This window comes from Bacterioplanes sanyensis (assembly GCF_014652515.1).
GTDB lineage: Bacteria > Pseudomonadota > Gammaproteobacteria > Pseudomonadales > Oceanobacteraceae > Bacterioplanes > Bacterioplanes sanyensis.
In genome coordinates, this window is record NZ_BMYY01000004.1 from 26,570 (window position 1) to 51,569 (window position 25,000).

The window sequence follows — 25,000 nt, forward strand, 5'->3', positions numbered from 1 at the left end:
TGGCTTACCTGTTAGAAGACTTAGTTTCAATCCGCGCGCCCGTGAAGGACGCGACCTTTACCGGATGCAGCACCGCTTTATTGGCGCCGGTTTCAATCCGCGCGCCCGTGAAGGACGCGACACCGCTATTCTAAGTTGTTAAAGAGCTGCAGGAAAGCACCCTATTTGCGCTATCCCTCAGATTTACCTAAATGGTTCTCGACGGTAAATATCACTGCCAGAAAAAAGTATTTAATATCAATGACCTAGAAAATCGCTAACCGCCCGGCAATGTTATGAGGACCGCGGGTTAGCGGTTAAAGAATCAGTACGCCTGAATGGGGGTCAGTTACTTGTTTGGCACCGTGATGCTCAACCTTTTCACGGCCTTTTTTCCCCAAGTGGTAGAATCGCAAACTGTCATCGGCAGGGTCATAAATGTCTAACAGCGCCGCTTTGAGTTGTACATATTGTGCCGGGGTCAGTTCGCACTCAAAAACGGAGTTTTGTACCCGTGTGCCATAGTCGAGGCATGCTTTGGCTATATTTCTTAGCCGCTTTGGCCCGTCGGGCGCGATGACGCTGACATCGTAAGTAATCAGTATCAACATGAGTTTTTCCTATTTTATTGTCCAAGGCGGATAGCAGGCCAGATCAGCGCGAAGATGCCGAGCTAGCAGCAAGGCCTGGCAGTGGGGCAACAAGCCCATGGGTATTTTCTCTTGCAGATAGGGGTGCGTCAGCTGTTCACGCTTCTTTTCTTGATAATGCGTTAAGAATGTCTTGCGACCGTCTTCAGTGAGCCTGACAGCACCGCTACCCTCTTTGGTAAAGTCTTTTGTTTTTAATTGCTGCCGGTTTAACAATGTCAGCACCAAGCGATCGGCCCACCCAGCACGGAACTCTTCGATCAAGTCCAACGCCAACCCCGGTCGACCCGGACGATCTTGATGTAAAAAACCAACATAAGGATCTAGCCCTACACCCTGCAAAGCCGACACACAATCCTGAGTTATCATTGAATAAGCAAATGATAACAGTGCATTGATGGGGTCTGTTGGCGGCCTGCGAACGCGACCATTAAAGCAAAAACCAGGTACTCGAATGCGCTGCTGCAGTACGGAAAAGTAAGTACTGGCGGCATCACCTTCTAGGCCCATCAAAGTTTCCAAGCTGTTGGCCTGCTGCGTATTGCGTAGACTAGCGGCCAATTTGACCACAGCTTGCTGAAGCTCGTGCTGATCACCATGGTTACGGATATCGCGCTGGAGTACCGCTCTACTGTTGGCGATTTTGGCGGCAATCATTAAGCGTGCAACGGAGAGCGACCGTTCACTATCATCGGCCCAACGATACTGGCTACGGCGCAGCAAAACATTGCCACTTTCCGGGCCCTGCAGTCTGGCGAGAAAACGACCATAGTCGGTATAAAAACTCAAGCCAATACCTTGCTGCGCCAGGTAGCCCATTAAAAAAGGCGAGACAGAAACTCGGCCAAAGCAATGGATATTTTCCAACGCCAGTGATGGAAACTGCCCCAGCTTTTCGTCCCCTTGTTTTATAACAATGGTCTCGCGCTCTTTGTGTAAGTACGTTTCTTGGCGAGTGATGTACAGGGTATTCAGGAGTTTTTTCATTCCTTGAACAGCTCCTGAACGTAGAAGGTTGAGCGGTCAGATCGCACGACTTCTGGCTGGCACTGATCTACCAAAGAACAAGCTTTACACCGTTTGGTGTGCGATGTAGGCGCTGGTGTCTGGCCCTTGAGCAGTATTTCCTTAGCGCCGCGAATGGCGTCTAACGTTGCCTGACGAAGATCATCGCTAAAGGTTACAACCTCGCGGTGGCGGGTTTGCCAATACCAGAGCGCCCCTGCGGAAATGTCGAGGTTGCGCATTTCTTCTAGGCACAGTGCTTGGGCACACAGCTGCAGACGATCCCAATCCTGTACTTTGGGCTTGCCACGTTTATATTCCACGGGTGTGAGTTTAGGCGGACTGTAACTGGTCTCGATTTCCAGCAGGTCCATTTTGCCGTTCAGGCCAAGCTGCTGACTGGTGATGAGTACCGCACGTTCGTAGCGCAGATTACCGCGCTGTTCTGGCTCGCCCTCGTCCACTCTGCTATGCAGCAATAAGCCCTCGACAGTATAGCGATTGTCTGCCCAGGCCTGCTCTAAATGGATTAAAGCGAACTGGCGCGGGCAGTAAGCAAAATGCTGAATGGCTGAGATGGCCAAGGGCTGGCTGTCGTCCATGACAGAGATTCCTTGTTTATTTAAAGATCAGATCAAGGCCTCAACACTGACACACGCGGGCAGCTTTTCACTGTCAAGCTGTATTTGATAATCGGCAAACGACTGTGCTGGACTGCCGGCTTCACCGTTAACTCGCGTCACGCTGACGGTCTCAAATAATTTATGCGCGGGTGCATTGCCCATCACACTGTCGTGCTTAAACACAAACAGCTGACGTGCGCACATTTCGCCACGAGCAGCTGAGCGGTCGTGCTCAAAGGCGTTGATTAGCGATTGCCACAGTAATGCCAAATCTTCTTCAGAGAAACCGGTTTTCTCCGCTAACTTAGCAGAGATATAACCATGAACTCGGTATAACCCATAAGGCACAATATGTTTGCGCCCCATAGTACGCTCTTTTTCCAGATCTTTTTCATTGGTCACCGCCATTCGGGTAATTGAGACTTCCAATGGCACGATGGGGTCTTCAGATTTAGCGAATGCGATCTGTATCGGCCCGCGTACTTGGCCTGCATTTACCTCAGTGGTCATCACAGCACCAAAAGCACGCACATCAAAAAAGTTCTTGCACATCCATTGCGTTAGCTGCTGAGCAACCTGGTGCTCTTTCGGCAGTTTTTTAGCAACCGGCTCAATTTCTAAGGCTTCATAAGCTTTTTTATGCTGATTATTCAACACCGACTTTTCTTGCATATAAATGTCAAAGCCGGGTTGATCGTCTTTGGCCAGCGCAACGAAGTTGCGGATTTTGCGCTTCAAGCAAACATCCGTCACCAAGCCCTGATTGGTTTCTGGGTCGAGGCGCGGCATGTTACCTGCATCTGGGTCACCGTTAGGGTTGCCGTTAGTGACATCAAAAAAGAAAACAAACTCGTAGCGGTTACTAATAGCGGTCATATGGTTTCTCCTTCCATGGTGTGCTGAGAAGAGGTAGTTTCAATATCTTTTTCATGTTTTTTAAACAGTTCACTGCGTTGATGGTAATAGCCAATGGCAAACCGCCCTTGTGCTTCTAACCCCAAGTTTTTGGCAAAACTACTGTCTAACTTATCTATGACTTCGCCCAATTGCTTTTCGAGGTTGACCGCAAAACCAGGTTTGATTTTTCGCACTTTACTCAAATGGTTTTGAGCATTGCGAAGTAACACCGGAAAAACACTGGCCGGCGTTGCCGACGCAGCACCGTAATAACGGTCTCGAATGGTAGCATTAACGGACTTCCCTAATGCGGCCCTCTGCACAGCTTCCAGGACAGCAAATAAACGTCCCAGTAAATAACCAGGGTCTTGGTTCTCTACATCTAGGCTCACGAATAGCTCCTTGTGATATTGGATTGGATTCAGTGTTCGCAATTTACGCACCAGTGCCGCTTTGCACAGCGCAACACGTAAACTAGAGATATCCCCATCAGCGCGAAAACGCATAATCAGATTGGCCAGCAAACTTTGCGGGTAGCGTTGGCCGGTTAATATGGCGCGGGCCAGCTCACCCGCCAGCTGCGGTGAGGCGTCGTCTTGCTTTGGTTTGGACCCAGGCCTGTGCGGTACGGTCTCATTGATCAAACGCCATATACTGGGTGCCGTGTTCCACGGCAGCGGTTCCATCTGCAAATCCTGATAATGCTGCGCTAGGCGTTTGGCAAACTGCTCTAGGCTGTTGCTTTCCCAGAAACGTACCGACAAGCGCGCTGCATTCGGCGCCAGGCCTAATACGTAGATTTGGGTATCGGGTTTTAAATCGGCTGCTATGTCTTGCAACGGGCGACCTTGGGCCAGTTGAGCAAAGGCGCTGCTGAGCTTACTAGCTTCGGCTCTGTCGCTATCGGCAGCCTGCTTTTCACTGTCTAGTGCGGGGTTCGGAGAGCCTGAAAACAATCCGGCCAGCAAGTTCTCGCTAGCCTGAGCTTGTTGCTCGGTTTCTGCTTCGGCCCAGAATACTACCGTAGTATCGCCAATATTCACCCGCTGATGATTCGTATCGCTACGGCGTAATAAATAATTTAACGCCGTACCATACGCAAAGGCTGCTTTGTTTGAGACCGGTGCATTCATTCCCTGCTTGTTGCCGTATGAGGTAAATGCATCCAAGTTAAAAGACACCAAAGAAGCCCCTGAAGACTGTGCACCATTCACGCCTTTAATCGCTGGATGTAACTCGGCGATTGCCGAGGGCTCTCCCGTTATCAGGCAAGTTCGCTCAACATCGCAGTGGGTGGCCAGCTGCTTAGCTCGGATCTCTTTGGCGGCGGCACGCTCGTGAATAAAACCTTGCTGCCCTTCTAGGCGAAACAGCACATTGGCATCGAGCATGTCATCGTCAATCAGAGCATTACGAGGGTCTTGTCGTGCATCCCATCGATGCAAGAAAGCCAGCACAGCCTGTAGCCCGACATCGTCATTCTCGCCTATCCACTGCTGATGATACGCCTTAAACGCCTGGTGGGTTTTAGCGGCACGCTCGAGATCCTTGTCAGCATCACTGGCCGTCAGCCCGAGTACGTAACTGGTTTTGTCCCATAAAAAGCAAGGTGCAATATTAACTGAGCGTTTAGGAGCATTCGGCACCAGGTGCACCGAGGGCCGTGGTTTTTTACCGCTGGCATCCCTAAGATCCATAACGTCTACCAACTCGCCGTCAGGGGAAATCACCAATGCATAACTGATTTTTTCTTGGCTAAAACCATAGGGGGAGATCTCTGTATTGCCTTGCTCCATCAGACGGTCATAATACTTATTCAGTGCTGTCAGTATCATGCCTTGACCTCTTCCCCTTGAAAAATCGGCACATCAATTAGGCCGTTTTTCATCACTGCGCGAAAATAATGCGGCGTGACCCCGTTGCTAAAGTCAAAGTCGTGCAGCATCCACCCTAAGTCTTTATCACCTTGCAGTGCAGCATCTGCGCTAGGAACTTGTGCATCGTCTTCAATCAGTTCAAAGTTGGCCGGGAATTCACGCACACCTAAACAGGGAGCATGAAAGTATTGCCCCTTGCGAGCACGGCGCTTAAAAATATCGAGGTGTTTGCCTTCGTTATCGGTTGCATCTGCTTTGTGCGTGAGCGTGAAATGCGCTTCGATCACATAAGCCACGTCACGCAGTACGGTAGCAGCACGCTGCTGTCGATCTTCATCAACATAATTGACCAGCCCCGACGTATTGCTGGTTTTCATTGCCGATTTGACTTTCCCGGCCGATAGTTTACTGCCAATTTCGTTACGGCGAATGGATTCAAAGCGAATCGGTTTTAGCACCTGTATTTTATCGACGTGCCAGCGAATGGCCGGTTTCCAATGAATGGCCTCCAAAATACCTCTGGCCGCCGAGGGAGTGATTACATCGTAACTAACGCGTTCGACTTTCATTTCTGGCCGGGTAAAACAGGCACGCTCCCCCCATACCAGCAGCTTAATTCCGTATGCCATTAAACCTCCTGTTGAAAATTAAACTAGCCCTTCACCAAGGGAGAGACACTCACGTGTAGCGAGAAGTTTCTATCCACGTACCTTCATCAGCACTTGAATAAGATATCTAATATCCGGATAGCCAAATTCAAAGAGCGAAGCTACGACCGTCGATACCAGAACCGGGCTTCCTTGCAACTGAACTCGAGTGGCATGGGCGCCTCTCTCTATGTTCAGCGAAAGAGCAAACCAAGGATCTGGTTTTTCAGGGCGAGACATAGGCCATCCTTTTGCATCGACCAAAGCAAGATACCCATAAAAGTACTCACAGTAAAGTTCTTCTCACTACAAGTTAAGAAATGATCGTGCTTTGCACATCAATGAAGGCAAGATCTTGGCATTCAAGCCCACATTCTTGGTCGTAACCCCCCCCGATCTCCAAACGCAAAAACTGATTGCCAAACTTCTCTGGTCGTATGGCTTGTACAGCGCCCAACTTCTCCAGTGCCATCAACCCTTGTTGCGGTACTTGCACCAGATAACGCTGTAACTTACTCGCAAGAGCACCTACTCGATCAGCGTATTCCAGTTGATCGAGTAGCTCTATAGCCGTTTCATCATAGGGAACGATCACCGGCAACATATTGCTCTCGATCATTTGGAACTTATTCGCTATTTGCTCAAAGGATATATCCAAGCCATTTGGATCTCTGGCATCGAGCTGGGTACACGCAAGAATGGCTTTGGCATCCAGACCATCCTGAATGCCTGCCGTTTTCTGCCAATACACCTCTTGAAAATACTCTTGCATGGCAGCAAGTGAGAGTATGGCCCCTCTGTGTTTTCGATACACGCGGCGAAACGCATCAGCATATTGCTTAAGTTCAGGTGGCACTGACCATTGTTTCTCGGTTTGAAACACTCTAACCAGGCTGGATTCAATAGCACGCTCACCCTCACGGTTGCAGCGCCCGGCGGCTTGGGCAATGGAGTCTAGCCCTGCTTCTGCTCGGTACACACACGGGAAATCAACATCCACACCGGCTTCAATCAAGGATGTTGACACCAAGCGAACTGGCTCACCGGCAATTAGCATTTTCCGCAATTCTGCAAGCTTTTCAGAACGATGCTGAGCACACATCAAAGTGGTCAGATGGGCGGCGCCAGTTTGGATGCGGATTTTCTCAAACAACGCACGAGCATGACGACGATTGTTAACGATGCACAGCACTTGATGATGTTGCAGCAGTTCTTCTGCAAGGCTGTCATCATCCAGAGCACCTATGTGCTCAACGCGTACGCGCTCGAGCTGTTTGTGCAATAGTTCTGGCGTTGGTGCCAACTCCTGTATTTGCTCCAAGCCATTAGTAAAACCGTCTTCTAAGCGCAGTGCCGGCTGAGTTGCAGTACACATCACCATACTGGTGCGGTAATTCAACGCCAGCTCTTTGATCATGGCCACACAGGGACGCAATAATTGAGTCGGTAAGGTTTGTGCTTCATCCAATATCACCACCGACTCCGCAATGTTATGCAACTTGCGACAGCGCGATGACCGATTAGCAAACAAACTCTCAAAAAACTGCACTGCCGTGGTCACGATAATAGGTGATTGCCAATTTTCGGCCGCTTCACGCAGCTTATCCTTGCTCGATGGATGTTGATGGCAAATAGCATCGAAATTAAATCCACTATGATGCTCTAGCAAGGTAGGGTCCTCAGCCCCAATAGATAGCGCCTTGCGCCAAACATCGGCGTTCTGCTCCACAATACTGGTAAAGGGTATTACCAAAATTACTCGGCGCAATTGGTGTTTTTTAGCGTGATCTAATGCAAAAGCTAGCGATGTCAATGTCTTACCGCCACCAGTGGGTACATTGAGGGTAAACAACCCAGGCGACAGAACAGCGCGTTCGCGCACGGTGTTCAAAATATGTTTTCGGATTTTATTAATACCAACATCCGACTGAAATACTGGCTTAGATAAATAGCCATCGAGCCGCTTTTTTAACTCCTCGATAGATGGGTAGTTCGAATCACGCGTTGGACGATTTTCAATCAGGCGATAAAAAGCTTCGGTGTCGAGGTAATCGGCATCCACCAAGCAGGAATATAACATTCGCCCTAGCACCGACAGCTGCCAGGCAATTGCTTCTGCGGATTTTTCTGCAGTTTTGAGCGGCATTGAACGTTCATTTTCCCGGCAGATATTAGCGAGACTGCCTTCCAACTCATCACGCCACTTGCCGGAGAGCTTGGGTAGCGCCTGCTTGCCTCCGCCTAAGCGGGTATTCAGCGCTGATACTTTTTGGCACGCAGAAAGAACCTGACGATCTGCTAGTCCCGCATGGTGTCCCGCGATAGCATGCGCTAACAGCCAGCGCATAAACGGATGCAATGATTCTATTTCTAAGACATGCAAAGCACCGTGAGTCGAGTGATCTACCTTGACCTGACTACCTCTTAGGCGCTGTTGAAATTGCGGCGTATACTTGCCCAGATCATGCAACAACCCAGCAATTTGAGCCAAGCCCTGACCGTTAAAGTGGCTTGCTTTATCAGCAGCAAGCCTGCCTACATTTTCTAAGTGGGACCTCAGGGGTTGCCACTGCTCCTCCGGCAGATGCTCCGCCGAGTGGGCATACCATTTCAAAACAGCACTCCTTATTTCACTCAGCTGTACTGGCTGACACTATCCGCTTTTAACTACCACTAAAAGATACATCATCAAGCCAATCAAAATTTTATTCTACAATGCACTCGTTCGCATCATCCACTTTTCAACAAGCAACAAGCAACAAGCAACAAGCAACAAGCAACAAGCAACAAGCAACAAGCAACAAGCAACAAGCAACAAGCAACAGGTCAGTAAAAATAGATCATAACGGGAAAATCGTGAGGACCAGCTGATTGATCCAAGCCCATGCAGGTGTTTTATATATGACAAGGCGTCTACTAAGTGCTGACAATCAGCTTTTTAACTCACACTGGACTCACTCCCCGGCTATTAACTTAATGAATAATCACTGTTCGATTTGGTTGAGCGAATTAGGCAACCAAGGTATTGGCAAAGTCGATCAATGCCTCCGCCTCGATACCGACCAACTCACGCTCACTCACGTCGTGCGTCTCCAAATAGGCTTTGACTATGTTGTAGCCCACCCAATAAGCGGCATAGCGAGGAAAATCCTGCGGCTGGCTGCCTAGCAGGTAGTAATCGCGATCATAGCTGGTGCTATACAGCTCAGGCTGCATGCGCCGGTACATACCGCGCCAATCCTGATCCCACAGCTCATTAAACAAGGATGGGGCTATGCCGGTCATGGTGTGTTCAAAATGACACGCCAACCCCTCCATCGCTAGGGTATTGGCCAGCCGATCTTCACCGCCGCGCCCTCCGACATACGCGCTGCATGATGCAGTTCGTGCACCAACACCGGCGCCAAATCCCGCTCAATGCAGTCTTGCAAATCTTGCCTTGCTGTATCAAAAATAATTTCAACACGGTTAGCCGCGGCCGCAAAGCCACCGATACCATGAGGTAAATTTAAATCTTTGCCTGCCGTGCACAGGGTCAGATCGATATCCGTTAGCGGCAAGGCTTCACACATATCAGCCAAAATGCGCTGCGAGCGTTGAATTAAATCCTCCGCATACGGAGCCAGGGTTTTTGTAGCATCCAAACAGGTTATTTTATATTCCATTTTGATCTCCTTATTAAAAGGGACCGGCAGTGTATAGAGCGGCACGAAGGCTGTCGACGCTAAGGGCACCGAATTACTCAGAGATGCCCTAAGGCTTTGGCCACTTTGCGCTTTCTCGCCTCCCTTGAATAACCTCGCTGATAAGCCTTCACCATTCAGACTTGCCATCACGCAGGCCGCCATTCTGCCTTCTGTGCAGCCTCATACTCACGCCCTCATCGCCTCAAAGCTGTCATTCTCCCCCCAGCATCGTTTGCTACTTTTCAAATGCCGATCAGATACTGTATAAAATCACATACTGTATAAATAAACACTGCCACTATGAAAACACTGCAACACATGCTGCAACAAGGCCAAGTCTGGCAGGCCGAGCGCCCTAGCCTGATCGAGAGTGTTAGCTCTGGCTACCCGGCATTAGATGAGACACTTCCCGGTGGCGGCTGGAACTTAGGCGCCGTGCATGAACTGTATAGCCATGCCCCGGGCCAGGGCGAACTGAGTTTATTGCTCCCAGCGCTGGCGCAGCTCAGCCAGCAACCACGTTGGATTGTGTGGGTCGGCGCCCCCTGGATGCCCAATGCCACCGCCCTAGCCATGGCCGGTGTAAACTGCGAGCGCATATTGCTCGTGCACCCCAAAGACTATCAGCAAGCCATGTGGAGCATGGAAGAAGCCCTGCGCAGCGGCCATTGCAGTGCCGTATTAGGCTGGCCCACACAGTGGCATAAAGCCCATATTCGACGTTTGCAAATCGCCGCCGCCGAGCAGCAAGCGCTCTGCTGGCTGTGGCCGCAAACGCCATTGGATGTCAGCGGTTCGCCCGCAGCGATACGCCTGGGTGTGCGTCGTGCCAGTCATCAACAAGTTGAAATTGAGTGCTTTAAGCGCCGCGGTGGCTGGCCATTAGCGCCGTTTTGCATCGAGCTACCTCAGGTGCACTAATGCGCTGGCTGTACCTGTATTTTCCGCAATTGTATTTGCACAGCTGCGGTGCAGACCCACAGCAACCGCATGCGCTGCTGGCCGCACGCGGCGAGCATTTACTCGACATCAACAGCTGTGCTCGCCAACAGGGGCTAGAAAGCGGCATGCCCCTCGCCACCGCCTGGTGTTTATGCCCAACATTACAGGTACAGCGCTTGCAGCCAGAGCGTCAACAACACTGGTTACAGCAACGTGCGCTATGGGCCTATCAATATTCGGCGCACATTAGCCTCGATCCACCCGAAGGCCTATGGCTGGAAGTGGCCAGCATGGCCAAACTGTTTGGCAGCGTGACACAGTTATGGCAACGGCTGACCGATGAGGCGAGTAGCATGAATTGGCTGCTGCACAGCGGCGTCGCCGCGACCCCACTGCAAGCCAAGCTGGCCGCTTATAACGCTTGGTTCTCGCAGCCCACCACAGAGCATGACGTTTGGCAGCGCTGTTTACAGGCTTCCATCACTGAGTTGCTGTTGCCCGATGAGCAGCAGTTGCAATTACAGCGCTTGGGCATTCGCACGCTGCAACAATTATTGCGCTTACCGGCCGCGGATATCGCCAGTCGTTTATCGCCCGAGTTATTGCGTTATTTACAGCAACTGCAAGGCCGCCAAACCATGACTCTGGAGCGATTTAAACCACCGCTGATCTTTCAGGATGAGGTGTTATTTATCAGCGAGGTGGAGCATCGCAATGGCTTGCTGTTTCCGCTCACCCGCATGCTGGCCAGTCTCAGTGGTTTTTTGTGGCAGCGCCAATTGGCCACCCGCAGCGTGCATGTGCACTTAAGCCATCGCCATCAAGCCAGCAGCCACTGGCCGATTGAATTTGCCCACGCCGAATACCGCCAAGCGGAGCTGTTGTTTTTATGTCGCCATCAACTAGAGCAGCGCCAATTAAGTGCCCCCGTCACCCAGCTAAGCCTGCGGGTCGAACAATTTGTAGCGCTCCATAATCAACAACCCTCTTTGCACCCAGAGGCCCAGCAAAATGCAGATCAACATCTATTGCTCAATCGTCTGCAGGCCAAACTAGGGCCACACCAGGTGCGTCGCTTGCATCCAGATGGCGATGCCAGGCCCGAATATGCCAGCTGCCAACCGCGTCAATGTGATGCAGGCTTAGCCCCTCTGCCCAATCAATATCGCCGCAGTTTGCGCCCCTTATGGTTATTACCTCAGCCCTTGCCCTGCCCAACGCCCCCTCAGTGCGAGCATGGCCCCGAGCGCATCAGCGCGGGTTGGTGGCAACACCAATCGGTACGTCGCGATTATTACCACGCCTGGTTAAATGGGCGCTATGCCTGGGTCTTTCGTGATGATCAGCAACAGTGGTTTGTCCATGGTTACTTCAGCTAGCCCATTGCTGCCCTTTGCCGAACTGCACTGCTGCAGCAATTTTACTTTTTTAACCGGTGGCTCTCATCCACAAGAGTTGGTGCAGCGTGCTGCACAGCTAGGCTATGGCGCATTAGCCATCACCGATGAGTGCTCTGTCGCCGGTGTTGTGCGTGCGCATCAAGCCATTAAAGATCAACAACTGGCGTTGAAACTGATTATTGGCAGCAGTTTTTACAGCCAAGAGCAGCGCTTTATCGCGCTGGCCCCCAATCGTGCGGGCTATCAGGAGCTGTGTCAGCTGATCAGCCACTGTCGCATGCATGCACCGAAAGGCGAGTATCAATTTCATTGGCAAGATTTATTGTCCAGCCAACATTTATTGCTATTGTGGCAACCGCAAACCCGCCATATCGACGAGCACATGCGTCAAACGCTGCAACAACAGTTTCACGGTCGTTTATGGCTGCTGGCCGAGCGCTTATTAGACGAACATGATGTGCTGCGCTATGACGCCATCATCGCCCTGGCCAAAGACTGGCAGCTGCCACTGACCTGCGGCAATGATGTGCATATGCACCACCCCAGCCGCCAGCCATTGCAAGATTGCCTGACCGCCCTGCGTCATCACACCAGCGTCGCGGCTGGGCGCCAGTATTTATTTGCCAACGGCGAGCGCCATTTGCGTTCGCGCAAAAAACTCCAGCACCTCTACCCAATCGAGCTACTACAAGCCAGTATCGACATAGCCCAGCGCTGTACATTTAATTTGGACGAGCTGTCTTATCAATACCCCACCGATTGCTTACCCCCAGGGCGTGAAGCCGGTGAGTATTTGCGCGAGCTGGTCGAGCAAGGGGTGAAAAAACGCTTTCCCAAAGGGGCCAAAGCCAGCACCCTAGCCACCATCGACAAAGAATTAAAGCTGATTGCGCACAAACAATACGAGCATTATTTTCTTACCATTTATGACATCGTGCGCTTCGCTCGCAGCCAGAATATTTTATGTCAAGGGCGTGGCTCAGCGGCCAATTCCATCGTGTGTTATTGCCTAGAAATTACCGAAGTTAATCCAGAAGAAGTGCAACTGTTATTTGAACGCTTTATCTCTGCAGAGCGTCACGAGCCGCCCGACATTGATGTCGACTTCGAAAGCCAACGGCGCGAAGAGGTCATTCAATACATTTACCGCACCTATGGGCGTGAACGTGCCGCCTTAGCCGCCACTGTAATCAGCTACCGGCGTAAAAGCGCCATTCGCGATATAGGCAAAGCCTTAGGGCTTGATTTACTGCAGCTGGAGCGAGTCATGAACAACTTTGGCTGGCGTTATCGCGATGCCAACTGGCTCGATGAGTTATTTGCCCACTCTGTCGATGGTGCCACCCGTCAGTTGTTTCAGCAGCTGGTTAGCGAGCTGCTCGGTTTTCCACGGCATTTATCGCAGCATGTCGGCGGTTTTGTTATCAGCCGTGGGCCACTGAGTGCCCTGGTGCCAACCGAAAATGCCAGCATGCCAGAGCGCAGTGTTATTCAATGGGATAAAGACGATTTAGAAGCCCTGGGGCTGATGAAGGTAGATATTTTAAGCTTGGGTATGCTCAGTGCGTTGCGCCGCTGCCTAGCGTACATCAGCCCGCCCAATAAGCCCATCACACTGGCAAACATTCCCAGAGACGACCCAGCCACCTATGCCATGGTGCAAAAGGCCGACACCGTGGGCGTTTTCCAAATCGAAAGCCGGGCGCAAATGAACATGCTGCCACGCTTAAAACCTAAAAATTATTACGACCTTGTCATTCAAATCGCCATTGTGCGACCAGGCCCCATTCACGGTGACATGGTGCATCCTTATTTACGCCGCCGCAACGGCGAAGAGCGCGAAGACTACCCCATGGAATCACTCAAACCGATATTACAACGCACCAAGGGTATTCCTCTGTTTCAAGAACAGATCATTGCCTTTGCCATGGTGGCGGCCAACTTCAGTGCGACTGAAGCCGATCAATTACGTCGCGCCATGGCCAGCTGGAAAAAAAAGGGCCATATGCACAGATTGCAGCAACGCTTGCAAGATAACATGCTCGCCAACGGTTTTTCTCTGGACTACATACAGCGCATTCAACGCCAATTAGAAGGCTTTGGTGAATACGGCTTTCCCGAGTCACACTCAGCCAGCTTTGCCTTACTGGCCTACGCCAGCTCTTACTTAAAATGTCATTACCCAGCACAGTTTTGCTGTGCTTTATTAAATAGCCAGCCCATGGGTTTTTATAGCCCAGCGCAACTCATTAATGATGCCAAGCGCCACGGCGTCAGCATAAAGCCCGTCGATATTAATCACAGCAACTGGGATCATAGCCTGGAGCCGGCGAGCTCACAGGAGTCGAGTCAGCAATCCCAACCTGCTGTGCGCCTTGGCTTACGGTTAATTCATGGCTTACAACACAGTGTTGGCCAACAACTGGTTAACCTGCGCCCGCAGCACGGCTACACCAGCATTGCCCAAGTATTACAGCTGAACGCCTTGGACAGCCAGCAGCGCCAAGCCCTGGCTTCTGCCAACGCCTTTGGCGAGTTGGCCGAACACCGCTACCAAGCTCGCTGGCAAGTGGCCGAACCGCAGCAACAGGATTTATTAACACCATTAAATACAACACCTAGCTGGCCATTGGATGCGCCTAACGAAGTCGAAGATTTATTGGAGGATTATCACGCCCTGGGGCTGAGCTTAGGGCGCCACCCACTGGAATTGCTGCGCCAACAGGGCAAATTAGGCAGCAGCCTGCAAGCCTGCGAGCTTATTCACCAGCCGCATGCCAGCGAAGCCTTTGTTGCCGGCTTGGTTACCTGCCGCCAGCGCCCAGGCACCTCCGCCGGCGTGACCTTTGTTACCCTGGAGGACGAAACCGGCAGCAGCAACGTAGTGGTATGGCTGAGCACCGCCCAGCGCCAACTTAAAACCCTGGTCAGCGCGCGCATTTTGCAAGTGTATGGTCGCATTGAAAAAGACGACAACAGCGGCATCGTCAATATCATTGCTTATAAGCTACTCGATTTAAGCCACTTACTGGAGCTGTGCAGTCAATCACATGATTTTCACTAACGCCGTTAATCTTTAGCCGAGCATTGGCAGCAGCGCACAAGCGACGCATACTAAGACTCCCTTGAAGGTTATGAGAGCCCTGTATGCAACTTGAAATCAACATCATCGACGCATTTACCGAGCACGTCTTCGAGGGCAACCAGGCGGCCGTTATCATCACCGATGACTGGCTGACTGAGGATCTGATGCAAGCCATTGCTAGCGAGAACAATCTGTCTGAAACCGCTTTTCTGGTGGCAGAAGGTGACGATCACTACCACATTCGCTGGTTTTCACCCTTAACTGAGATCGCCTTCTGCGGCCACGCCACTCTAGCGGCAGCATTCGTACTGTTCAGCAAACGCCCCAGTACCCACACCCCTAGTAAAGATGTGCTTTATTTTAGCGCCAAAGCGGTTGGCACCTTATCGGTTGTGCAAAATGGGCAGCAGTCCTTTACCATGGATTTCCCTAACACTTGCCCACAAAAAGCCACAGAGATTCCAGCAGAGATCCAACAAGGCCTGTCCATTCAGCCCGCCGAGCTGTACCAAAATCAACAAGCTTATTTTGTGATTTACAACTCTGAAGCGGACGTACGAGCAGTGCAACGCAACAACGACTTGCTCAAGCGGCTCTATCCGCGCGACGTGGTGGTGACCAGCCATGCAGAATCCGCTGACTACGATTTTGTATCACGCTATTTCTGGCCCGCTAATGGCGGCGATGAAGACCCAGTGACCGGCTCGATTCATACCGGCCTAGCGCCCTTTTGGGCCGCACGTTTGGGCAAAGACCGCCTCATCGCGTATCAGGCATCCGCGCGCGGCGGCCTGCTCGATTGCCGCGTGGAAGGCAGCCGGGTTTATATCACCGGCAAAGCGGCGCAGTATTTAACCGGCACCATTACTGTTTAGGCATCTACATGCTGCGCTATAGCAGCCTCTACAGCTGCTGTTTAATCCAGCTGGCAATATCCTCCCCCACCCCGGGGGCCAGCCCTTCTGCGCCAAGCACATTCATTTTTAACCAAAACCACACACTGTCTTTGGGTTGATCGGCAAAAAAGCGGTTTTTAAACAGCGCATGATCAACATCCTTATACACCTGATGGCTAAAATCCGATTGAATATGGGTTTGATAAACGCTAATCGACTGCTGCACATCCACATTGCGATCCGAGTCGCCAAACAAGGCGAATACTGGCTGACTGATATGTGGCAGAAACTCGCGCGCATCGGCGCCTATATTGGCAACGACAAAATCAAAGCGTGCAGGCGACATTTCACTGCCGTGGAAAAATTCAGGTTCGTGCTGCTGGCGATAGGTTTGGTAATCCGCATAAGACATGCCTTGTGCCAATTGCGCATCCAGCGCCTGGTTATATTCTAACCCTCGCTTTAGTTGCTGATGATTTAACCCTAAAGACAGCAAACGCTGACGCGTTAGATACTGGCCCTGCTCGCGCCAATCGATGGCCGTGGAAATAAACACCCCAAAAGCCAACTTAGGGTCCTGCGCTAACGCCTGCGGCATGACCCAGCCAGCTTGTGAAAAGCCCATTAAGCCAATCGCCTCGTCATTGATGTCTGACCGGCTACGCAAATAGTTGACCGCAGCCGCCACTTCCCCACTGCGATCTGCCATGGTTTGGCTGAGCCAGTCCCCTTCTGACTCGCCTACGCCCGGTTTATCCCAGCTCAGCACACCAATGCCTGCGGCCAATAAAGCGTCAATATACGGCTGATAATAGCCGGCACTGGCACGCACCACGGCGCCATCACCGTGCACAATCACCACCACAGGCACTGCCTGATCGCGAGACTCTGGCAGCCATACATCGCCAGCCAGAGTGACGCCGTTGTGAGCAAAAAATACGCTTTCGCTGCGATATGGCGCGGCCGTGGCAACGACCAATAACAACACTAAGACTACGACCAGCGTGACAGCCAACCCGGTTTTCATAAACGCCTCCATATTTACATATTTTTTATGGTAGAGAGGAACGCCAAGACACCACAAACGCTTTTATTGCCACCAGGTCGAGTTCTTACAATGGCTTACTGAAGCCTCCCCATTTTTCTCCCACACTGGCTCTGTCGATTGGCTGACACCCGTCGCAAAGGTGGCCTTAGTGCTTTGAACCAGGCCACCTGCTTTTTAATTCAGGGAGTTTACGATGACCAAAACATTCACCACAGCATGCCTATTTTTAAGCATGGCATTGACTGTTTGTGCGCACCCTAGCCTGGCCGATGACTCTGCTGGCCAACGCGGCAATCTCACCATCGAGGTCACTGCCGCCGCCAGCGATGACGGCTTCGTCGACATCAGCTTGCTCAATAGCAATGAGCAATTTAGCGGCCAAGTTGCACCACAGTTAAACTGTCGCCAGACCATTCAACAGCAAAGAGCACGCTGCACATTTAATGACGTTCCTTATGGTGAATACGCTTTATTCGTGTACCACGACGAAAATGACAACCACGAATTGGACGAAAACTTTCTTGGGGCTCCCACCGAAAAACTCGCCATTAGCGCGGTGGATTTAGCCAGCAATACCAGCCCCACATTTGAGCAAAGCAAAATCCGCTTTCACAGCCCGCACGGGCAATTGTTTATTAATCTTCAATAGAGCCAAGCATCATGAAATGGCTATGTTCTATTCGCTTACGTCAAATATTGGCTACTGCCTTTGGATTGTTGGTTCTGCTGGCAGTCTTAGATGAGCTGGAAACTACCGAGATCAGCACAACCCAAAGTGCGCCCTCACCTCAGGCTTATATCGCCAGCGTGGTTCAGCCTAAAGCAGAAAAGCAAATGCCAACACTGAACAAGCTCGGCCAAATAGAAGCCACTAAAATAATCGAACTCAGCAGTGACGTTGGCGGGCGCATTATCGCGGCCTCGCCCGACTATCGCCGTGGGCGCATATTGTCAGCTCAGCAATGGCTATTGCAAATTGACCCTCTGCCTTATAAAGCCGCAGAAGCAGCGGCACACGTTGCGCTGATGAATGCCAATATGGCGCTGAAAAATGCCCGTGCTCAGTACGCACCCAGCAGCCTTATGGTGCAAACGGCCCAGGCTGACCTGGATTATTATCAGCTGCAATACCAACAAGCCCAGCAAGACCTAAAGCGTACCCGCATCGCCTTACCCTTTGCCGGTGAACTGGTTGAACTCAAAGCTCATGTCGGCGAGCACATTGCCGCCGGACAAAGCATTGCCTCGGTGTTACCGCGCGGAGGCGAACACATTCGCATCACGCTCAGCGCAAAGGAATTTGATGCACTTGCAACACCGTTACTAGGTCAGCAAGCCACCATTCATGACGTTAATGGCAACATCGTTGGCCAAGCTTCCATCACCGGCGTGAGTCATTACAGTGAGCAACTGCAAAGGCAACTGTTTTTAACCCTGGAAGGTTCGCACTCGCTGTTGGTTGGTCAGCATGTTCGCGCGCAACTGCCATTAAAACCCTGGAATAACGTCTTTTCTGTGCCCGAATCCAGCCTGACTGCAAACCATGAAATTTGGTTTTTAGATGCCCAGCAACGTGCACATAAGCAGCGCTTACAAGCCTTTATTGTGCAACACGAGCGTGTGTTTTTTGACTGGCCACTCACCAACAATGCTCACCCGCATATGGATGTATTGGTGTATCCACGTGATTCATTAGCCCAAGGCATGAGCATTGAAACACGTTCAGCAAACTCGAACACCGGCACACTCAGCCAGGAGCAAACGCTATGATCGCCTGGTTTACCCGCCATCCTGTGGCCGCCAACTTATTAATGCTGACATTGCTGCTGGGGGGCTGGATCTCTGCCAGCCATATGCGTAAAGAAGTACTTCCCAAGCTGCCCGCCAGTGAACTAACAATTAGTGCTTATTATGAGGGCCGCAGCGGTGAGCAAATTGACCAAGAGCTGGGGCAAAAAGTCATACAAGCCTTAGAAGGTTTAAATGGCATTAAATCCGTTGCTGTCACCAGCCAACAAGACGTACTGAATGTCACGGTCAAAAAGCAGCTCGACTACGATATGCAGCGTTTATTTGGTGATGTGAAAGCCAATATAGAAAGTATTCATGACTGGCCACAACAGGCAGAAAAACCACAAGTGCAACTGGCTGATATGACCTTCGATGCTTTAATGGTACAGCTGCATGGCGACACGGATGATCACAGCCTAGTGCAACTGGCCAACCAGGTAAAACAAGCACTATTAGCCAACCCAGCCGTGCATAAAATTGAACAGTATGGTTTGCGTGAGTACGGCCTGTATATTTATTTAGAGCCGGAGAAAATGCTGCTCTATGACTTATCGCTCGCAGAAGTCGCAGAGGCCATTCACCAGCAATCCGTGCGCAGCCGCACCGGGCTTCTAAAAACAGATAACGGCCAGTTTCTATTGCAAGGGCAACACAGCGCTGAATCGTTACAGCGCCTCAGCCAGCTAGTGGTCCGCACTAGTGAGCAAGGACAGCGTTTGCGGTTAAGCGATGTAGCGCGTATTCACGATGGCTTTATCGAAAGTGATGCGGATATTCGCTTCAACCAACAGCCCAGTGTCGCCTTTGCCATTAAAATGGCCGCCAATAGCGATGTGCTAGAAATTTCGCGTCAAGTCAAACTCGAAGTCGCACAGCTCAGTGCACGCTTACCCGATAACGTTGAGCTGACGGTTTGGTTTAATGCCGCCGACTATGTGCAATCAAGGCTGCAATTACTAACCAACAACGCCTGGATAGGCTTTGTACTGGTGTTTATTATTCTCAGCCTATTTTTGCAATTGCGCCTGGCCTTCTGGGTGGCCATGGGCTTGCCCGTCGCCATTGCAGGCACCTTAATTGCCTTAGGCGAATATGGCTTTCAATACACCATTAATGAAGTCACCACCTTTGGCTTTATTCTTGTATTAGGCATATTAGTCGACGACGCCGTGGTGGTTGGTGAGAGCATTTATCAGCAAAAACAACACGCCGATCCACAGCTAGCCGACCCCATTAGCACGACCATTGCCGGTGCTCAAAAAGTGGCGCTACCGACCACCTTTGGTGTGTTGACCACGGTGGTAGCGCTATTACCCATGACACAGTTTCCCTCCGAGACTGGCCGACTGTTTGCAGGCTTTGCCTGGGTCATTATCGTGGCGTTATTGTTTTCACTGCTGGAATCTAAGCTGATTTTGCCGGCACATTTGCGTCACATTGTCGTCCACCAAGACGTGCCTAAAAGCCGTTTAAAGCGCTGGCGTGCCCTACCTCAGCAAGGCTTGGATGGCCTGCGCCAAAGGCTGTATCTGCCGCTACTGAGTAGCGTATTGCGTTATCGCTATGCCTCATTTTGTTTGGCCATCGCTCTGTGTGTGCTGATCTTTGGCTATTTAAGTCTGGGCAAAATTCGCAGTGTCATGTTCCCAGAAGTCGCTGGCGATTTACTCATCATGCAAATCGACATGGAGCCCAATACACCCAAGGACTTGTTACTAAACGCCAGCGAGCAAGCCCGGCAACAGCGCTTATTGATTAACCAACAATATCGTCAGCAGGGAATCGCCGGCGATGTCATTGAAAAAAGCATGACCATTACCTTGGATCAAGGGCAAATTTTGATATTTGCTGAGCCGTTAAAGCGCGAGCTGCGCGGCCAAGTCGATCTTGCGGCCATTGCCCAACAGTGGCGCCGCGCCCTATTACCATTGGAAGCCGTAGACAATGTCGATGTCACCGTATCGCTGGAGGGGTCTGGCGCGGGTAACCAGATCATAGTGCAACACCCGGATGCAAGTGTGTTAGCACAGCAAAGTGACGCCATTCGTAACTGGCTACTGGCCCAGCCCGGTGTGCGCTCAGTTAAAGATGCGCACCAAGCCAGTTTGCCGCGGCTGTCATTTGAGTTAAAGCCTGAAGCGCAACTCTATGGCATCAGTCGTCGCATGCTGGCTGAGCAATTGGCCATGGGCTTTGGCGGGCTGGAAGTGGATCGGTTTTTCCGCGGCCAAGCGCGAGTAAAAATGTATGTGATATTGGCACCCGAAGCGCGCAATAGCCGGGCAGACTTATCAAACTTTTATGTTTTCAACCAACAAGGTCAGCGCTTTCCACTCACCGCCGTTGCAAACATTAAAGCCTCGCACTCTGCCGGTGTTTTTTATCGCTACAACTCAGCGTTAAGCCGCAATCTAAGCTTGGATATCGATAAGAGCATTGCCAGCCCCACTGAGGTGTATCAGCGCTTAGTGCAAACCCAGCTGCCTAAGTGGCAACAACAATATCCGCGCTTATCCATCGTACCTGGCGGTGAATTGGAAGAGGTTGGCGAATCCCAGCAAGGCCTTATGACCGCATTTGCGTTGGCGCTATTGGGCATTTATATCTTGCTGGCGATTCCTTTGAAGCGTTACTGGCAGCCGCTGATTATTATGGCGGCCATTCCCTTTGGCCTAGTGGGCGCCATTTTGGGCCATGTCTACTTAGGGCTGAGCGTCAGCCTGTATTCATGGCTCGGCATGCTGACCCTCGCGGGTGTGGTGGTTAACGACAGTTTGTTGATCGTTAATCGCTTTAACGATTGTCGCGAGCAAAATTTAACCTTAACAGAGGCCGCCACAGAAGCCTGTTTGAGCCGCTTTCGCGCCATCATTCTAACCTCCGTCACGACTTTTGCGGGGCTCTACCCATTACTGACGGAAACCTCAGAGCAAGCACAATATTTAATTCCGGCAGCCGCCTCTATGGCCTACGGGCTTTTATTTGCCACTGTCATCAGCTTGCTGCTCATTCCGGTGTTATTGGTTATTTGCGCCGAAATAGGTGCCTGGCTGGGGCTATCTCCCAGAATCAATTCTCAGCCAGATTCGCCTACGGCAAATGCAACGTCATCACTTTAGCTTTGATAAAAGGGACGCTTATGTCAACCAAGACCAGAACTCAACGTTTACTCATTTCCGCCCTGCTGGCAGGCTGTGTACTGCCCGCCGCCGGCCAGCAATTTCATATTGGCGCCGGCATGGCCAACACCTCCGCCGAATATAAAGACAGCAGCGGCAATGTGTATGCTCTACCTGTGGTGCAATATCAGAGTGATTTATGGAGCATCAACATTGACCGAGCCGAGCTTTATTTGCCCGTCAGTCAGTACAGTTGGTTCAGTGCCATTGCCGCCTTGCGTCTGCAAACCCTGAACGAAGACACCAGCAACGCCACCCAAGGCATAGAAACACGTAAAGAAAGCCTGGACGCAGGCCTAGGATTTAATTATTTCGATCAAGCCCTAGGGTATTATGCTGTCGAGTGGGTGCATGACATCAGCCAGGTCCACCAAGGCTATGAAGTGTCACTGGTAGCAGCGCTGCCACTCGAAGGCCCGCGCCTTACCATTACGCCGGCCCTTTTTATTCACCAGCTCGACCAACAGTTGGTGGATTATTATTACGGTGTCAGCGCACAAGAGCAGCAGCAGAACCGCCCAGCCTATCAGGGCCAGGCCACCACCAACGTTGGCAGCAGCTTGGAAGTGCGCTATCGCATGACTCAGCGCTGGCGTTTGCAGGCAGAAACCAGCATTACCCGACTTGGCAACGGCATTACCGACAGCCCGCTTATCGACACCCATTATCGTTGGAGTACTATGTTGTCGGCGAGTTATCGGTTGTAAGCGGCATCTTCTGTTTCAGACATAAAGAACGGAATTAATAGACAGCACATAATAGAGTTTGTTCACCCAGCATGGGTTTAATCTCAAGGAAGGCATAGGGCAGGGCGAAAAAGAAAGTGTATGCACGGGGTCAGAGCTTAAGCTCTGACCCCAGCGCAGGATAAAAACTATGTTGATGGATACCGACCATGTGCCATGCCCTGTACCACAAACTTCACACCACCCAGTTCGCTATCGAGCACTTGCAGGTCAAAGCCATGTTTTTCCAACAGATTCACCACAATAGCCAGGCCCAGCCCACCGCCCTGGCTGCTGCGGCTGTCATCTAAGCGCACAAAGGGCTGCAATATGCGGGTTTTGTCGGCATCTGGCACGCCAGGGCCGTCATCTTCCACGGTTAAAACAAAGCCCTGGTTATTTGCCTGCAAAGCAATGCGCAGCTGGCTGCGGGCAAATTTAAAGCCGTTGCTGATGAGGTTTTCCAGTATGCGGTTGAATAATGACGCATCGACAAAAGCTTCACTGTCATCCAGCTTTAACGTCAGCTGCACGGACGGCGTCAGTGGGCTGAGCCGTTCGCTCACTTGCTCAACCATGGGAGCCAACGCGCATTGAGCGAGGGTAACGGGATAAGCCTGGCCATTTAACTTGGCCAATAGCAACCAGTCGTCGAGCAGTTCCGTTAAATCATCCAGGCACTGATCCATTTGCTGCACCTGGCGCTGGTAGTCGGCCACAGAGCGGCATTCTCGTGTCATATCTAAGGCAAAGCGCAGGCGCGCCAACGGGGTTTTTAAATCGTGCGAAACACCATTCACCATCAATTGGTGTTCATTCATTAAGGTTTCAATGCGCTCGGCCATGTCATTAAAGCGCTGTGCCAATTCATCGTAAGGGTGTGGCATGCGCTCATCTACGCGCTGGCGAAAATCACCGCTACCATAAGCCTGATACACCGCACTCAAACGCCGCACATAGCCTTGGTTATTGCGCACATACAAAAATACAAACAGCCCCAACACCAAAAACACCATCAACACCAGGCCATTGCCATAATGTTGGTGTGCTAAGGCGTTGTGATACATTTTTTCTGCCACTAACACACAATGACACTGTGGGAAAAAGTAAAACACAGTAACGTCATCGACGACCCAACCGCTGCGGGCACGGACATAACTGCCCTGCTGCAGTAGCTGCTGTTTTTTTGCTTGGCTCAGTGACAGATCGGCCAGTGGCAGCAGAGATAACCGATAGCCAAACTTATCTTGCCACTGCATCAATCGTTGCTGTCGATCTGAATGCTCGATGATTTGCTGCTGTACCAACTGCTGAATGCCCTGAGTGCGGGCGTATTCTTCTTGCTGCAGCGCTTGCACATAGTGCTGATCCAGCAATACCACTGCGGCAATCACCCCCACCAGCAAAGCACCAGAAACGTATAAAAACAGGCGACTAAAAAACTTCATCCAGCCGCCAACATATAGCCACGCCCACGGACGGTTTTAATGTATTTGTACGGCGGCACACTGTCGCTCATTTTTTTACGCAGGCTGGAAATACGCATATCAATGGCGCGATCAAGGCCATCGTATTCGATGCCCCGTAAAGCAGCGACGATATCACTGCGTGCCAATACCACACCCGGCTTGGCCATCAGATATTCGGCAATGGCAAATTCGGCAGCGGTTAGGGCAACAGGTTCATCATCAATAAAAAACTGCCTTGAAGTCGGCACTAATTTGAGGTTTTGCACCCGGTAACACTCACCCAGCTCTGGTTCCGTCGCCTGGCCTTGGGCCAAGCGAATCAAGGCTTTTAACTTGGCAAACAAGATATGAGGGCGCAGGGGTTTTTGAATGTAATCGTGCACCCCGAGGTCAAACGCTTGCTCTTCTAACTGGGGGCGATCACTGGCGGTAATCATCAATACAATGCCGCAGTATTCAGGCACGGCCTGGCGCAATAGCTCTAGGCCATTGAAGTGCGGCAGCATCATATCCAGCAGCAAAATATCCGGCTGCCATTCGCGCAGCAGCTTTAGCCCCTGGCTGCCGGACGTGGCACTGTTCACTCGATAGCCCTGGGTCTGCAACGCCTCGCTCATCATGCGATTCAGGCTGAGGTCATCCTCAACGATCAATAGCGTCGGTTGGTGCCTTGTGCTCATCATGCCGCCCTTAATCGCGTTGGCTGGCGTAGCGCTCAAACGCTGGCGCATCGTAAAGGCTGTAGTCCAAAGTCTCGTGCTGCCAGCGAGTGCCAGATGATTGTTGACGCTCAGCAATGCTCTGGCCAAATACTTGTTGATGAATGGCTTCCATGCGCTCGGCCATTTCTTCACGGCTGATCAGCTGCAAAAAGACCCCCGCCTGCATAAAGCCTTCGAGGCGGTGACGCTCGGCCGCGGGTGCTTTTACACCTTGCTTGGAAGCTCGAAACATCTGCTCTAAGCGCTGCTCAACTTGTTGGATAAAGGCCTCTCGCTTCATTCCCTCTCCTTATTTGCCTTTGTTGTTTTGCCTTTCTTTTGTAGTTCAACAGCGGTGAACACTTGATAGGCCACGACTGACATTTGCTGTACCCGCTAA

22 protein-coding genes and 1 CRISPR repeat array (1 of these 23 only partly in view) are annotated in these 25,000 nt (G+C 51.3%); of the genes, 8 read left to right on the forward strand and 14 right to left on the reverse strand.

The features are described from left to right. Positions 1 to 121: a CRISPR direct-repeat array (repeat unit 32 nt; unit sequence GTTTCAATCCGCGCGCCCGTGAAGGACGCGAC) (it extends 3,302 nt beyond the left edge of the window). A 175-nt stretch (positions 122 to 296) separates the two neighbouring features. The 10 genes from cas2 to IE090_RS17935 all read right to left on the reverse strand — a co-directional run bounded on the left by cas2 (position 297) and on the right by IE090_RS17935 (position 9,343). Further along, complete coding sequence (gene cas2, locus IE090_RS07555) at positions 297 to 590, reverse strand: CRISPR-associated endonuclease Cas2 (protein WP_189387764.1); 294 nt, start codon at positions 588 to 590, stop codon at positions 297 to 299. A 9-nt stretch (positions 591 to 599) separates the two neighbouring features. Next, positions 600 to 1,616: a type I-C CRISPR-associated endonuclease Cas1c gene (gene cas1c, locus IE090_RS07560; RefSeq protein ID WP_189387765.1), complete on the reverse strand. Its 1,017-nt coding sequence runs from the start codon at positions 1,614 to 1,616 to the stop codon at positions 600 to 602. Further along, complete coding sequence (gene cas4 / locus IE090_RS07565) at positions 1,613 to 2,236, reverse strand: CRISPR-associated protein Cas4 (RefSeq protein ID WP_189387766.1); 624 nt, start codon at positions 2,234 to 2,236, stop codon at positions 1,613 to 1,615. Before cas4 ends, cas1c begins: the two co-directional genes overlap by 4 nt. Positions 2,237 to 2,263: 27 nt before the next feature. Next, positions 2,264 to 3,133 (reverse strand): type I-C CRISPR-associated protein Cas7/Csd2, encoded by an 870-nt coding sequence (gene cas7c, locus IE090_RS07570; protein WP_189387767.1) that lies wholly within the window; start codon positions 3,131 to 3,133, stop codon positions 2,264 to 2,266. Next, positions 3,130 to 4,989, reverse strand: coding sequence for a type I-C CRISPR-associated protein Cas8c/Csd1 (cas8c, locus tag IE090_RS07575; RefSeq protein ID WP_189387768.1), 1,860 nt, complete (start codon positions 4,987 to 4,989; stop codon positions 3,130 to 3,132). Before cas8c ends, cas7c begins: the two co-directional genes overlap by 4 nt. Beyond that, a complete protein-coding gene (cas5c, locus tag IE090_RS07580; protein WP_189387769.1) occupies positions 4,986 to 5,660 on the reverse strand; it encodes a type I-C CRISPR-associated protein Cas5c in 675 nt (224 codons plus the stop codon). The genes cas8c and cas5c overlap by 4 nt, the downstream gene beginning before the upstream one ends. A 69-nt stretch (positions 5,661 to 5,729) precedes the next feature. After that, the gene (locus IE090_RS07585; protein ID WP_189387770.1) at positions 5,730 to 5,918 is read right to left on the reverse strand and encodes a hypothetical protein; all 189 of its coding nucleotides are present in this window, start codon (positions 5,916 to 5,918) and stop codon (positions 5,730 to 5,732) included. A 73-nt stretch (positions 5,919 to 5,991) separates the two neighbouring features. Then, entirely contained in the window at positions 5,992 to 8,292 is a 2,301-nt protein-coding gene (gene cas3, locus IE090_RS07590; protein WP_189387771.1) for a CRISPR-associated helicase Cas3', read from the reverse strand. Positions 8,293 to 8,687: 395 nt separating this feature from the next. Beyond that, positions 8,688 to 8,963, reverse strand: a complete 276-nt coding sequence (locus IE090_RS17930; RefSeq protein ID WP_268247116.1) for a DUF2268 domain-containing putative Zn-dependent protease — start codon at positions 8,961 to 8,963, stop codon at positions 8,688 to 8,690. 35 nt (positions 8,964 to 8,998) lie between these two features. Beyond that, on the reverse strand, positions 8,999 to 9,343 hold the full coding sequence (locus IE090_RS17935; RefSeq protein WP_189387773.1) for a DUF2268 domain-containing putative Zn-dependent protease: 345 nt from the start codon (positions 9,341 to 9,343) through the stop codon (positions 8,999 to 9,001). A gap of 321 nt (positions 9,344 to 9,664) precedes the next feature. Here IE090_RS17935 and imuA point away from each other — a divergent pair, with 321 nt between their 5' ends. The 4 genes from imuA (at position 9,665) to IE090_RS07620 (ending at position 15,666) form a co-directional block, all read left to right on the forward strand. Further along, complete coding sequence (imuA, locus tag IE090_RS07605; RefSeq protein WP_189387774.1) at positions 9,665 to 10,285, forward strand: translesion DNA synthesis-associated protein ImuA; 621 nt, start codon at positions 9,665 to 9,667, stop codon at positions 10,283 to 10,285. Beyond that, the gene (locus IE090_RS07610) at positions 10,285 to 11,685 is read left to right on the forward strand and encodes a Y-family DNA polymerase (RefSeq protein WP_189387775.1); all 1,401 of its coding nucleotides are present in this window, start codon (positions 10,285 to 10,287) and stop codon (positions 11,683 to 11,685) included. The genes imuA and IE090_RS07610 overlap by 1 nt, the downstream gene beginning before the upstream one ends. Next, on the forward strand, positions 11,669 to 14,770 hold the full coding sequence (locus IE090_RS07615; protein WP_189387776.1) for an error-prone DNA polymerase: 3,102 nt from the start codon (positions 11,669 to 11,671) through the stop codon (positions 14,768 to 14,770). Before IE090_RS07610 ends, IE090_RS07615 begins: the two co-directional genes overlap by 17 nt. Positions 14,771 to 14,853: 83 nt before the next feature. Continuing rightward, the gene (locus tag IE090_RS07620) at positions 14,854 to 15,666 is read left to right on the forward strand and encodes a PhzF family phenazine biosynthesis protein (protein WP_189387777.1); all 813 of its coding nucleotides are present in this window, start codon (positions 14,854 to 14,856) and stop codon (positions 15,664 to 15,666) included. Positions 15,667 to 15,694: 28 nt separating this feature from the next. Here IE090_RS07620 and IE090_RS07625 read toward each other — a convergent pair whose 3' ends face one another. After that, a complete protein-coding gene (locus tag IE090_RS07625; RefSeq protein ID WP_189387778.1) occupies positions 15,695 to 16,714 on the reverse strand; it encodes an alpha/beta hydrolase family protein in 1,020 nt (339 codons plus the stop codon). 214 nt (positions 16,715 to 16,928) lie between these two features. Here IE090_RS07625 and IE090_RS07630 point away from each other — a divergent pair, with 214 nt between their 5' ends. From IE090_RS07630 to IE090_RS07645, 4 genes are read left to right on the forward strand one after another with little or no spacing between them, the layout of a single operon-like run. Further along, positions 16,929 to 17,384, forward strand: a complete 456-nt coding sequence (locus tag IE090_RS07630; RefSeq protein ID WP_189387779.1) for a DUF2141 domain-containing protein — start codon at positions 16,929 to 16,931, stop codon at positions 17,382 to 17,384. Between the two features lie 11 nt (positions 17,385 to 17,395). Continuing rightward, a complete protein-coding gene (locus IE090_RS07635) occupies positions 17,396 to 18,505 on the forward strand; it encodes an efflux RND transporter periplasmic adaptor subunit (protein WP_189387780.1) in 1,110 nt (369 codons plus the stop codon). Next, positions 18,502 to 21,645, forward strand: a complete 3,144-nt coding sequence (locus IE090_RS07640; RefSeq protein WP_189387781.1) for an efflux RND transporter permease subunit — start codon at positions 18,502 to 18,504, stop codon at positions 21,643 to 21,645. Before IE090_RS07635 ends, IE090_RS07640 begins: the two co-directional genes overlap by 4 nt. A gap of 20 nt (positions 21,646 to 21,665) precedes the next feature. Continuing rightward, positions 21,666 to 22,412, forward strand: coding sequence for a MipA/OmpV family protein (locus IE090_RS07645; RefSeq protein ID WP_189387782.1), 747 nt, complete (start codon positions 21,666 to 21,668; stop codon positions 22,410 to 22,412). A 167-nt stretch (positions 22,413 to 22,579) separates the two neighbouring features. Here the strand turns inward: IE090_RS07645 and IE090_RS07650 are convergent, their stop codons facing one another. From IE090_RS07650 to IE090_RS07660, 3 genes are read right to left on the reverse strand one after another with little or no spacing between them, the layout of a single operon-like run. After that, positions 22,580 to 23,878 carry an ATP-binding protein gene (locus IE090_RS07650; RefSeq protein ID WP_189387783.1) on the reverse strand — a complete coding sequence of 433 codons (1,299 nt, stop codon included), beginning with the start codon at positions 23,876 to 23,878 and terminating at the stop codon, positions 22,580 to 22,582. After that, entirely contained in the window at positions 23,875 to 24,579 is a 705-nt protein-coding gene (locus tag IE090_RS07655) for a response regulator transcription factor (protein ID WP_189387784.1), read from the reverse strand. Before IE090_RS07655 ends, IE090_RS07650 begins: the two co-directional genes overlap by 4 nt. A 10-nt stretch (positions 24,580 to 24,589) precedes the next feature. Then, positions 24,590 to 24,901, reverse strand: coding sequence for a hypothetical protein (locus tag IE090_RS07660; protein ID WP_189387785.1), 312 nt, complete (start codon positions 24,899 to 24,901; stop codon positions 24,590 to 24,592). Between the last annotated feature and the right edge of the window lie 99 nt (positions 24,902 to 25,000).